The organism is Hallella mizrahii (assembly GCF_009695775.1).
GTDB lineage: Bacteria > Bacteroidota > Bacteroidia > Bacteroidales > Bacteroidaceae > Prevotella > Prevotella mizrahii.
The window spans coordinates 53,102-65,532 of record NZ_VUNG01000003.1; the positions used below are offsets into that span (position 1 = coordinate 53,102).

Annotated in this window: 10 protein-coding genes; 3 read left to right on the forward strand and 7 right to left on the reverse strand. The window is 50.1% G+C overall.

Annotated features, from left to right (window positions below; translation table 11 throughout):
* The gene (locus tag FYJ73_RS02145; protein WP_154533065.1) at positions 1-216 is read left to right on the forward strand and encodes a hypothetical protein; all 216 of its coding nucleotides are present in this window, start codon (positions 1-3) and stop codon (positions 214-216) included.
* Between the two features lie 441 nt (positions 217-657).
* Here FYJ73_RS02145 and nadA read toward each other — a convergent pair whose 3' ends face one another.
* The 4 genes from nadA to FYJ73_RS02165 all read right to left on the reverse strand — a co-directional run bounded on the left by nadA (position 658) and on the right by FYJ73_RS02165 (position 5,026).
* Positions 658-1,656 (reverse strand): quinolinate synthase NadA, encoded by a 999-nt coding sequence (nadA, locus tag FYJ73_RS02150; protein WP_154533066.1) that lies wholly within the window; start codon positions 1,654-1,656, stop codon positions 658-660.
* A gap of 653 nt (positions 1,657-2,309) precedes the next feature.
* A complete protein-coding gene (rnc, locus tag FYJ73_RS02155) occupies positions 2,310-3,374 on the reverse strand; it encodes a ribonuclease III (protein ID WP_154533067.1) in 1,065 nt (354 codons plus the stop codon).
* 24 nt (positions 3,375-3,398) lie between these two features.
* A complete protein-coding gene (gene fabF / locus FYJ73_RS02160) occupies positions 3,399-4,661 on the reverse strand; it encodes a beta-ketoacyl-ACP synthase II (RefSeq protein ID WP_154533068.1) in 1,263 nt (420 codons plus the stop codon).
* 128 nt (positions 4,662-4,789) lie between these two features.
* Positions 4,790-5,026: an acyl carrier protein gene (locus tag FYJ73_RS02165; RefSeq protein ID WP_154533069.1), complete on the reverse strand. Its 237-nt coding sequence runs from the start codon at positions 5,024-5,026 to the stop codon at positions 4,790-4,792.
* A gap of 238 nt (positions 5,027-5,264) precedes the next feature.
* On the opposite strand from FYJ73_RS02165, the gene FYJ73_RS02170 reads away from it, so the two are divergent.
* Both FYJ73_RS02170 and FYJ73_RS02175 read left to right on the forward strand, forming a co-directional pair.
* Positions 5,265-5,870 (forward strand): DUF4254 domain-containing protein, encoded by a 606-nt coding sequence (locus FYJ73_RS02170; protein WP_154533070.1) that lies wholly within the window; start codon positions 5,265-5,267, stop codon positions 5,868-5,870.
* A gap of 44 nt (positions 5,871-5,914) precedes the next feature.
* Complete coding sequence (locus tag FYJ73_RS02175) at positions 5,915-6,961, forward strand: glycosyltransferase family 9 protein (protein ID WP_154533071.1); 1,047 nt, start codon at positions 5,915-5,917, stop codon at positions 6,959-6,961.
* A 292-nt stretch (positions 6,962-7,253) separates the two neighbouring features.
* On the opposite strand, the gene mutS is transcribed toward FYJ73_RS02175, so the two are convergent.
* The 3 genes from mutS to FYJ73_RS02190 all read right to left on the reverse strand — a co-directional run bounded on the left by mutS (position 7,254) and on the right by FYJ73_RS02190 (position 12,059).
* Complete coding sequence (mutS, locus tag FYJ73_RS02180) at positions 7,254-9,923, reverse strand: DNA mismatch repair protein MutS (protein WP_154533072.1); 2,670 nt, start codon at positions 9,921-9,923, stop codon at positions 7,254-7,256.
* Between the two features lie 73 nt (positions 9,924-9,996).
* Complete coding sequence (locus FYJ73_RS02185) at positions 9,997-10,620, reverse strand: NanQ anomerase/TabA/YiaL family protein (protein WP_154533073.1); 624 nt, start codon at positions 10,618-10,620, stop codon at positions 9,997-9,999.
* Between the two features lie 200 nt (positions 10,621-10,820).
* A complete protein-coding gene (locus FYJ73_RS02190; protein WP_235899186.1) occupies positions 10,821-12,059 on the reverse strand; it encodes a virulence-associated E family protein in 1,239 nt (412 codons plus the stop codon).
* Positions 12,060-12,431: the final 372 nt, after the last annotated feature.

Consider the following 12,431-nt stretch of genomic DNA (forward strand, 5'->3'; position numbering starts at 1 on the left):
ATGAAAGCAATTTATATGAAACCCTCCTTGAAGATCAAGGAGATAGACGCAGCTGAAAGCATGCTCACCGGAAGTAGAGGAAACAACCTCACTCCAACAGGTGAAAGCTATACTGGTATAATAGGCACCACGGAAAACACGCCGCAGGTAAGTGGTACCAGTGCCCTCTCAAAGCAAGGGTCGTTCCCCGGCAACCAGTGGGAGGAGGAAGAATAACAGCCTCACCCCCAAACACAGCCTCACCCCTGTACCCCTCTCCAAAGGAGAGGGGAGTAATTACTAACAAGGGGTCAACAAGGTAGAGGCGGCCCGCCGTGGCCGTCCTAACCCCGCAAGACATATATTATCAACGCCACTAACTCCGCAAGACATATATTATCAACGCCACTAACCCCGCAAGACATATATATCGATCATCATGCTTGGTGGTAACAATTATATCCCCGAATATCGAGAATAATATTCTTAATATTCGGGGATATTCGTAATTCCACGTAGTGGGGCGTTAACCTCCAAACAGCCTTGGTTGTTCTGTAGGTTGCCATACGGGGGATAGGGCGGCCACAGCGAGCCGCCCCTACGCCAATACCTTATCGTCCGCAGAGCATTTTACTCCCCTCTCCCCTTGGAGAGGGGTTGGGGGTGAGGCTGTTTCCCTTACGACAGCGAGAGCATGCGCTGAATAGGTTTCACGGCCTCACGGGCGATCGCCGGGTCTATCTCTACGCTTGGCCAACCATACTTCAACGCATTATAGATCTTGGCAAGCGTGTTTTTCTTCATATACTCACACTCGTTGCATGAGCACCCTACTCCTCCCTCGCTGACCTCCGGCGGTACGGGGATGAAAGTCTGATCGGGACACGTGCGCTGCATCTCATGCAAGATGCCCGCCTCAGTAGCCACGATGAACTCCTTGATCTCAGGATGCGCTTGGGCATATTTCAGCATTGTGGCAGTGGAGCCTTTCACGTCAGCGATGGCCAGCACAGGAGCCTTGCACTCCAAATGCGCCATCACCACGGCATGAGGATGCTCCTGCTTGAGTTTCACGATGCCGTCGACAGAGAACTTCTCATGGACATGGCAGCCACCATTCCACAAGAGCATGTGGCGCCCCGTGACGCTGTTGATATAGTTGCCAAGGTTATAATCCGGCCCAAAGATGATTTTTGCGTCCTTGGGGAAACTCGCCATCACCTTCTCGGCATTGCCCGAGGTGACCACACAGTCCGTGAGCGCCTTGACAGCCGCCGTGGTGTTGACATAGCTCACCACCTGATAGCCCGGGTGCTCCTCTTTGTATTTCTTCAGGTCTGCAGCATCGCAGCTGTCGGCCAAAGAGCAGCCTGCTGTGAGGTCGGGACAGAGCACTGTCTTGTCGGGAGAGAGCAGTTTGCAGGTCTCTGCCATGAAGTGCACGCCACACATCACCATCATCTTCGCGTCGGTGTCTGCCGCCTTACGGGCCAAAGCCAGCGAGTCACCGACAAAGTCAGCGATGTCCTGAATGTCGCCTACGGTATAGTAGTGCGCCAGGATGATGGCATCCTTCTCCTTGCACAGTTGTCTGATGGCCTTTTTCAAGTCCAGTCCCTCGGGAATCGGCTCATCGACATATCCTTTTTCCTTCCATTCCTTCTTGATCGTCTCCATGTGTATGCGTTCTGTTTTCGGTGTTATCCACCATTCATTATTATTCTATTAGTCTTTCTTCTATAAAAAAAGAAATAATAGTATGATGATGTAATGTGGAAAAGTTGATATTATGATATTGAAATATTTGGTGTTTAGGATATCAACATTGGATATAGAAAGATCCACATCATGGTTGAATATCTTCTCTTTGTTTATCAGTTGGTTGTCTACTTATCCACAATTATCAACTATTGTGCAAAGATAATAAGTTTATATCTTTTTTCGGTGTAAAAGCGTGGAAAACTTTGTCGCATTGCTTTCAAAAGACTGTGGATATCCCCAGTCCGTGGCTTTTCGACACGATCGTGTGGATAAGCATAAAGTTATTCCGGGGTTTTTCCACAGTTTTCCACAAGGTTATCCACATAGAAATGACAATGTATTGTGTATAGTGAATAAGATTTTATGGATCACTGATCGTGTATCGTGTATCATGTGCTATGTAAACATGAGCGGATAGAGTATATGAAAGATCATGAGGAGGGCGTGTCAGCCTGACTGTGTCATTTTCATAGGTTGTAGAGGCATAAGGAGGTTGGCGTTGAAAAACAATGATGGGCTCAACCTGCGGCGAGGTTGGGCCCATCATCATCGTATGGATAGAATAAAAGCTATTGTTTCTGATTGTCTCCGTCTTCAACGAAGGCAGCCTCTTCAGCGGCAGCGATGATCTCCTCCCGGGTTTTCTCCCTGGCACTGATATCGCTCAGGTCGAATTCCTCTTCCTTTGCCTCTACAGAGTTGGCTGGTTGCTCGAGTGCACTGTCTTCTTCGGAGAAGACCTGCTCGCGGAACGATGTCTCGTGCTTCGGCCCCATGTTGCGGGAAGCGTCTGTCGTCTTGACGAAAGCTTCAGCCTCGCTGGTGCTGGGTACATCCTGTACCGGTTCCTCTTCCATCTTGGTGCGGCTGGCCTTGGCGGCGAAGACACTGTCGATGAACTGTGGTTCGCGCTTGAGTTTATCGAGGGTGTCCTTTGCGGCTTTCTGCTGGCTTTCCTTTTTCGAGAAGCCTTTGCCCATGCATCCGTCAAGACCTTCGAGCTTGATCACGCAGCAGAATGTGGGACTGCCGTTGGCATCCTTGCTCTGTGTGGTCTGGCTGAAGTCGAGGTTCACCTTGTTTTTCTGACTCCACTCGATGAGTTTGCTTTTGAAGTTCACCTCCTTGTATGCCACCTTGTCGATGTTGATCATCTGCGAGAGGATGCGTTTCTTAAGGAAGGTCATACAGGCGTCGTAGCCACGGTCGAGGTAGAGTGCGCCGACGAGTGCCTCGAAAGCGTTGCCACCGAGATAGCTGTTGTGGGTGGCGGAGCGGCCGCTGGAGAGAATGAGATTGTTGATGCCCATCTCCATGGCCAGTTTGTTGAGTGTGTCGCGCTGTACGAGTTTCGATCGAGTGTTGGTGAGGAAGCCCTCACGCTTTCCGGGGAAGTGTCGATAGACGATGTCGCCTACAGCAGCGTCGAGGATGGCATCGCCCAGGAATTCCAGTCGCTCGTTGTTGACGGGTTTGCCTTTTTTGTTTCGGTGCATGACACTTTTGTGCATCAGTGCCATTTTGTAATAGCTGATGTTGTGGGGATATACACCGATGATATGGTATAAAGAAGAATAAAGCTCCTTATCCTTTCGGAAGGGGAGCCTTATTCTGTCTAAGATATGATTAAACATATACTTTCTTTGTTCAGCAATCTATTACTCAGCGTACTTCTTGACGATGACGCAAGCGTTGTGTCCGCCAAAGCCGAAGGTATTGGACAGGGCAGCGCGGATGGTACGTTTCTGAGCTTTGTTGAAAGTGAAGTTCATGTTGTAGTCCAGCTCCGGATCATCATCGCCCTCGGCGTGGTTGATGGTCGGCGGCACGATGTCGTTCTTTACACTCAGCACGCAGATCATGCCCTCTACGGCACCTGCGGCACCGAGGAGGTGGCCGGTCATGCTCTTGGTAGAGCTGATGTTGACCTTGTAAGCTTGCTCGCCGAAGAGATCCTTGATGGCCTTGGCCTCAGAGATGTCGCCTACGTGAGTGGAAGTACCGTGGACATTGATGTAGTCGATATCCTCCACGCTCATGCCAGCGTCCTCGAGAGCTGCCTTCATGACGAGCTTAGCACCGAGTCCTTCAGGATGAGAGGCAGTGATGTGATATGCGTCTGCACTCATGCCCTCACCGGCAATCTCGGCATAGATCTTAGCACCACGAGCCTTGGCGTGCTCGAGAGTCTCCAAAATAAGACAGCCCGAACCCTCACCCATGACAAATCCGTCGCGGCTTGCGCTGAATGGGCGGCTTGCGCCCTGAGGATCGTCGTTGCGTGTGGACAGTGCTTTCATGGCGTTGAAACCACCGACACCGCAGTCGCATATGGCAGCCTCGGCACCTCCGGCCAGGATGACATCAGCCTTGCCCAGGCGCAGCAGGTTGAAAGCGTCAGCCAAAGCATGGCATGACGAAGCGCACGCACTGGTGGTCACATAGTTGGGACCATGGAAGCCAAAGTGAATGCTGATCTGTCCAGCTGCAATATCTGAAATCATCTTGGGGATGAAGAACGGGTTGAACATCGGTCCGCGATCCATGTGCTGGCCGTAGTACACTACCTCGTCCTGGAATGTCTTGATGCCTCCAATGCCGATACCGTAGACCACGCCCACGCGGTTTTTGTCGACAGTCTCCAAATCCATGCCCGAGTCCTTGACAGCCTGAATGGCACTGATCATGGCCAGCTGGGTGCAGCGGTCCATCTTACGAGCCTCCTTGCGGTCGATGTAGTCATTAACATTGAGGTCCTTGACTTCACAAGCGAACTTCGTCTTGAAATTGGTTGTGTCAAATGATGTAATAGGTGCTGCACCGCTCTTGCCGGCAAGCAGGTTGCTCCACATCTCGTCGACGGAGTTACCTACTGGCGTGACGGCGCCTAAACCTGTTACAACTACTCTTTTCAATTCCATTGGATTATGTTTTTGATTAAAAGAGTTTAGCGTTTAATGTGTCTGAGTCAGTTGCCAACTGGCAGTCTGAAAGAAATGTAAATGGTGAACTACATTAAACGCTAAACGGAGAAACGCTTCAGACGTAATTACTTAGCGTTGTCCTCAATGTACTTGATGGCGTCGCCTACAGTCTGAATGGTCTCAGCCTTGTCGTCGGGAATAGAAATGCCGAACTCCTTCTCGAACTCCATGATGAGCTCTACGGTATCGAGAGAATCAGCGCCCAGATCGTTGGTGAAGCTTGCTTCTGGCTTTACTTCAGCCTCGTCAACACCCAGTTTGTCTACGATGATAGCCTTAACCTTTGATTCAATTTCTGACATAATTGTAACGTTTTAAATGATTAATTTTGTATTTTCACTATTAAACTGGGTGCAAAGGAACAAATTTTTTACCGATTACACAAATATTTTATCGATAAAATGCTATTTTCGTGCACATTAACCTATTATTTGTGCATAAAATATAGTTTTTTTCTTCTTCTTTTTCCTCCTTTTCGTTGTATATCTCAAAATTAGTTGGTAACTTTGCATGAACGCATCAATCAATTCTGAACAATATATGTCTTTTACTCAACAGTGCAACGAGATTTTCAACAAAGCCATTGATGATTATCATGTCATGGACAATGTGGATACGCCGATCAACAATCCTTATGAGCGCGAATCCATTGACAACCGGCTTTATCTGAAGTGCTGGATAGATACTGTCCAGTGGCATTTGGAAGATATCATCCGTGACCCGCATATCGATCCTATAGAGGCGTTGAGCATCAAACGGCGCATTGATCGCTCCAACCAGGACCGCACGGACTTGGTGGAGCAGATCGACTCCTATTTCCGACAGAAGTATTCCGATGTCACTCCGCTTCCTGATGCGCGGCTCAACACAGAGAGCCCGGCCTGGGCTGTGGACCGCTTGAGTATCCTCGCACTGAAGATCTATCACATGCGGGAGCAGACACAGCGCAACGATGCTACGGAAGAACACAAAGCGCGCTGCCAGGCTAAACTCAATGTGCTTTTGGAGCAGCAGAAGGATCTTTCGCTGGCCATCGACCAATTGCTGGAGGATATTCAGGAAGGACGGAAATACATGAAAGTGTATCGCCAGATGAAAATGTACAACGATCCGAGCACCAACCCCGTTCTTTACAGTAAGAAGTAAAATATACGGAAAAGAAAAGTAAGGATACCTTAGCCCTAATTAATATGAAAACCGAACATATACTGATCATCCGCTTTTCTGCTTTAGGAGATGTCGCCATGACGGTGCCTGTGGTCTATTCTTTGGCAAGGCAGTATCCCGAAGTGCGCATTACCATGCTTTCCAAGCCCTTTGCTCGTCCGCTGTTTGAAAACATGGCACCGAACGTGGGATTCATGGAGGCAGACCTGACCAATGAGTATCATGGGTTGAAGGGGCTTAATGCACTTTACCGGCGTCTGACTGCAAAGAACTTCACGGCGATAGCAGATCTTCACAATGTCATTCGTTCGGATTACTTGCGGATGCGTTTCAACTTTGACCGTTATCGTGTTGCGCATCTTGATAAGCATCGCATGCAACGTCGTCAGCTGGTATCCTATAATAATAAGGTGTTTGAGCCCATTCCCTCCGCTTTTGACAATTACGCCAAGGTGTTTGAGCAGTTGGGCTATCCTGTCCATTTGGAGTTTACCTCGCTGTTGACGCCTGAGCAGGCCGGACTGTCACAATTGCCTGAGGGCTACAACATCAAAAAGCCGTTTCAGCAGTGGATCGGCATTGCTCCTTTTGCTGCACATCGTGGAAAAGCCTATTCATTGTCGCAGATGGAGAAGGTAATGACGGAACTGACGCGCCGCCATCCTTCTTGTCGCATCTTTCTTTTTGGCGGTGGTACCATTGAGAAACAGCAGCTTGACGACCTTGTGAGCCGTCACGCCAACTGTGTGAACGCCTCTGCTGCATTGGGTGGCATGATGAAGGAACTGGTGTTGATGAGTCATCTTGACGTGATGATCAGCATGGACAGTGCCAACATGCATCTGGCTTCACTCGTCGCTACGCCTGTGGTGAGCGTGTGGGGAGCCACGCATCCCTATGCCGGATTTATGGGTTGGGGACAAAGTGAGGACAATGCCGTGCAGATAGATCTGCCGTGCCGCCCTTGCTCCATCTATGGCAATAAGGTATGCCGGCGCGGAGACTATGCTTGTCTGACGGGCATTCAGCCCCTTGACATCGTTGAGAAAGTAGACAGAATACTCAAGTGAGTACACAATAAAACAATGTAGGGGCGGCCTTGCCCCCTTGCAGCCTCACCCCCAACCCCTCTCAGCCTCACCCCCAACCCCCTCTCCAAAGGAGAGGGGAGTAAAATGCTCTGCGGGTGATAGGGGGGGAGTGGTATAGGGACGGACCGCCGTGGAAGCAGGCTGTCCCACGTTAATCGTATTAGAGCGTTTGTTTATCTGGCATTTCACTCCCCTCTCCCCTTGGAGAGGGGTAAGGGGGTGAGGCTGGGGGGTAGTATGTGCCGCTTATTTTTGGGGGTGAGGCTTCCCCTTACTTGCTTTTCCCCGTCACTATCTTCTTGATTTCATTGAGTTTGTTGAGTGCTTCCACAGGTGTGAGGTTATTGATGTCAAGACCGAGAATCTCGTCACGCACTTGAGAGAGAACAGGGTCGTCGAGTTGGAAGATATTGAGTTGCACACCGTCTTTCTTGTCTGCAATGTTTTCCATCTTAGGTTTTCCTGCTGCTCCCACTTCCGATCCCTCCGCCTCAAGTTGCTTCAAGACGGTGTTGGCGCGCTTGACGATAGAGCGCGGCATACCGGCGATCTCAGCTACATGAATACCGAAGGAGTGCTCCGAACCACCTGGAACGAGTTTACGCAGGAAGATCACCTTACCGTCAACCTCCTTGACCGAGACGTTGTAGTTTTTGATTCTTGGGAAGTGCTTCTCCATTTCGTTGAGCTCATGGTAGTGCGTGGCGAAGAGCGTACGGGCGTGGGCATGTTCATTTTCATGAAGATACTCCACGATGGCCCAGGCGATGGAGATGCCGTCGTAGGTGGACGTGCCGCGTCCGAGTTCGTCGAAGAGCACGAGAGAATGGGTTGACACATTGTTCAGAATATCTGCCGCTTCGGTCATCTCCACCATGAATGTAGACTCTCCCAATGAGAGATTGTCACTGGCTCCCACACGTGTGAAGATCTTGTCTACGACTCCTATTCTTGCGCTCTCAGCCGGAACGAAGCATCCTATCTGTCCCATGAGCACAATCAGTGCCGTTTGGCGCAGCAGAGCAGACTTACCGGCCATGTTAGGACCGGTAATCATCATGATCTGTTGTTTCTCTGTGTCGAGATAGACATCGTTGGGCACATAGCGCTCGCCAAGTGGCATTTGTGTCTCAATGACGGGATGGCGGCCCTGGTGGATGTCGAGCACATCTGTGTCGTCCACGACGGGGCGCACATAGCAGTTGTCTTCCGATACCTTGGCAAAGGAGAGCAGACAGTCGATATGCGCCAGAATGTTGGCGTTGATCTGTATCTGCGGGATGAACTCCTGCATGGCTACGATGAGTTCAGAGAAGAGGCGGGCCTCCAATTCCAGTATTTTCTCATCGGCACCCAATATCTTTTCCTCGTATTCTTTCAGCTCTGGAGTGATGTAGCGCTCGGCTTGTGCGAGTGTCTGTTTGCGTATCCATCCTTCTGGCACTTTATCTTTAAAGGTGTTGCGTACTTCAAGATAATAGCCGAAAACATTGTTGAATCCCACTTTCAGCGAGGATATTCCTGTTTTCTCTGTCTCGCGTTGCTGTATCTCCAGCAGGTAGTCTTTGCCTCCGCGTGAGATGTTTCTCAGTTCATCGAGTTCGGGGCTGTATCCGTCAGCGATGACTCCTCCTTTGCTGACGAGCTGTGGTGGATCGGGTGTTATTTCCTTTTCGATGCGGTCGCGCAGACTTTCGCATAGGTTGAGTTGCTCACCGAGTCGTCTGAGACAGTCGTTGTCAGCCGTCTGGCAAGCCCCTTTGATGGGTTGCACAGCCATCAATGCATTCTTCAGCTGTACGACTTCCCGTGGTGATACACGTCCTACTGCCACCTTGGAGATGATACGTTCCAGGTCGCCGACGCGGTGGAGTTGCTCATCGATGAGTTGCCGGAAGTCGGGATGCTTGAAGAAATACTCCACGATGTCGAGTCGCTCGTTGATACGCGGAACCTCTTTCAGCGGGAAAACCATCCACCGTCGCAGCATACGTCCACCCATTGGCGTGGTCGTGCGGTCGATGACGTCGAGCAGCGACAGTCCGTCTTCCTGCATCGGCTGTAAGAGTTCCAGTGAGCGGATGGTGAACTTATCGAGTCTTACGTATTTTTCCTCCTCGAGGCGCTTCAAGGATGTGATGTGGTTGATGCTTGTATGCTGGGTAAGTTCCAGGTATTGCATGATCGCACCGGAGGCTACGATACCTGCCTTGAGATGCTCTACGCCGAAGCCTTTCAGCGATTTGGTGCCGAAATGCTTTAAGAGTTTCTGGCGGGCGTTTTGTTCAGTAAACACCCAGTCGTCCATCTCAAAGACACAGTATTTCGTACCGAAGAACTGCTCAAAGTCTTTCTTGCGTGTGCGGTCATAGAGTACTTCCTTTGGTGAGAAGTTTCCCAGGAGCTTTTCAACGTAGTCGTAGGTGCCCTCACCAGTGAGAAACTCACCCGTGGAGATGTCGAGCAGGCTCAGTCCACAAGCTGTTTTACCGAAATGTACGGCAGCGAGGAAGTTGTTTTCTTTGTAGTTGAGCACATTATCGCTCATGGCGATGCCCGGCGTGACGAGTTCGGTGATGCCTCGCTTCACCATTTTGTCCATTTCGGAGAGTCCTTTTTTACCCTTGATGGCGGCACGTTTCTTTTTTGGATCTTCGAGTTGATCGCATATCGCCACGCGTTTTCCGGCACGAATGAGCTTCGGCAGATAGGTGTCGAGAGCATGGTGAGGGAAACCGGCCATCGGCGTGTCGCCGGTGTTGCCTCCATTGTTGCGTTTGGTGAGGGTGATGCCGAGAATTTGCGAGGCCACGATGGCATCGTCGCCATAGGTCTCGTAGAAGTCACCACAGCGGAAGAGCAACAAGGCATCGGGATGTTTGGCCTTGAGCGAGAAGAACTGCTTCATCATCGGCGTGAGTGCCGTATCTTTTGTAGACATATATTTTTTATTCAGACTTATCGTGGCCTGCACGATTTGTGCAAGCTCATCATTAATTATCCTTTTCGGCGGCTTAACGATATTCGACCTTTACGACGACGACTCGGATGTGCTGGTCGCCGCTGTCAGTCTTCACTTTAGCGATATGCCAGTCGCTGGGGAAGAAGAGAAAGAAGTGCTGTGGGTCGCTGTCGAAGAAGCGGGCACGCTGTGGATCATAGTCGTAGTGCACGACATCGGGTCGGTAGGGCACGTTGATCTTGCTGGTGAAGTGGTCGATGAGCCCGAAGCGCTCCGTGCCTTTCACGACATATTGGAAGTCGATATGGTGGTGATGACTCTCCGACCGTTGGAGACTGAGTTCCCGGTTGACGTCGTCTTCCACACTGGCGACAAGCGTAGAGCCGGGAATTGGCGTGCGTCCTTTGGGCAGGGCGAGCAAGTCTGTCTTTGCCAACCAGCTGAAGAGAGCCTTCCACTGTTCTGGATTCTTTTGATATTGCGTATAGAACTCAGCGGCGTTTACTGTGGCGTGCGGGCTTGCAGCCGTGAATCCCTCGCGCCAGGCACCACTGTTCATCCAGTTCTGTGCCTCTTTGACGAAGGTTTTGTCGGCATAGTATTTCGTGTAATAACCTTGAGCATGTATGGCTACTGTCAGCAGACAGGACAGCAGAAAGAGAAATATTTTTTTCATAAGAATGATTTGCTAACGATGAAATGTCTTGTTGATGTCCCTATATATAATAAGGAGTGCGGGCAAATGTAACGATGGGTGTCTTATTAAGGTGGTGGACACCTTATTATAATAATGTGCACTTGACATTGCATTGCCATAGGGTATGTGCGGCATGACGATGAGGTGTATTTCTGTCTTAAGCAGGCAGAACACCGCCATCATGGCTTTTTCAGTCCGCCCAGTCCGGCGAGCAGTGCTCGTGCGAGCGGGTTGTTGTCGAAGTTCTCTTCTTCTTTCCTCTGTGGTTCGTTGTCGAAATTCTCGTCGATCTTTCTTGGATCTTTCTCCACGACTTTATAGGCAGAGCGTCCGTGAATGCGTGTGCGTGTGAATCCAGCGTCCTGCAAGGCGAAGCCTACGTCCTGATTGACGTGGTCTCCCGGTGTCCAGTAGGGATATTCCTTCATCAGCCGGTCGATGATCGTGTCGATATAAGTGGCTTTTACTTTTTTCCCCTTTGGTGGTGCGGCATAGAGCATTGAGACCATCTTTACGAGGTTATCGGCTTCCTGGAAGGGAGAGTTTTGCACAGCCATGGCTTCGCGCTCCTCGTCGTTGAGTGTATAGTTCTCGCCGTTTTCCAGTTCCTCAGCGAGCTGAGCATAGAGTTGGTCATAGTCGATGGGCGTTTTTGTGTCGATGGCGTGGGTGATCTCCACACAAAAGAGATGTGCGGCACCGGCAGCGTCGGTCATCGGATGGAGATTGCCTGTCGTGGCGATGAAGGCAGCGTAGTTTTTCCGTGGTTCCCGTGTTGTGCCGTAGGGCCATCGCTGCACGGGTGTGCTGCGCGAGAAGAGATAGCGTACGGCAGGCAACTGGTCGGTGTTTTCCTGGTAGAACTCATCGAGGGCTATGAGCAGATGGGTGGTGACGAGCTCGTGGACATCGGCCATTTGGCGCACACGCACTTGATCGGTGTAGTATCGTCTGAGGCATGGCGGCAGGATAAGGTTGCAGAATGTCGTCTTGCCATAGCCGAATTGTCCGACGATGACGGGCACGATGACATCGTTTTGCGGCACGGTCAGTCCCATCCATCGTGCGACCATCTGCAGCATCCACTTATGGAAGCGATGCGGCCAGTCAGGATTTGAGGTGATGATGCGCTGTGCCAATTCACCCACATAGTCATTTCCGTCCCATGGTTCGAGGCTTTCCATCCAGCTTTTAGCGGGATTCCATTGTTCGATGATGGTCGAGTGGATGTATTGTTGCAGTTGCTGTTCGGTGAGATCTACGCCTTGGCTGTTGGCCATCAGCAGCAGCGTGTTCTGTGCTTCCACTGACAGTGGCTTGTATTCGGCCATGTCGGTAGGAGCATAGAGTGTTTCTCCGGTCAGCACATTACGTCTGAGCCGGCATTGGCTTTCAAGGTAGGTGAGTGCATCCATCATCGTGATTCTATCTTTAGTGCAAAGATACCAATATATTTCGAGAAAACAAAATATTAGTTTTTTATGTGTGGCAGAGTGGAGAACGCTGTTGTGCCCGTACCGCTCAGCACTTTGCTGAATAAAAAACAAATCCTCACCTCTCCCATTGGGAGGTGAGGATTTGTGCTAACCTAAATAACAATCTTAATTTTACCTTAACTGACTTAATAACCTAATGAAAACCTAAAAAAAATAATCTTAAACCTAAAAACTAAAAACCTATATGAAACAATCTACTAACCTTAAACCTATTGAACAAATATGTTCAGTCTACTTGGATTATAGTTCTCACGAACTTGTTTCCTTTTGACGCTGCAAAGGTAGAAAGTTTTT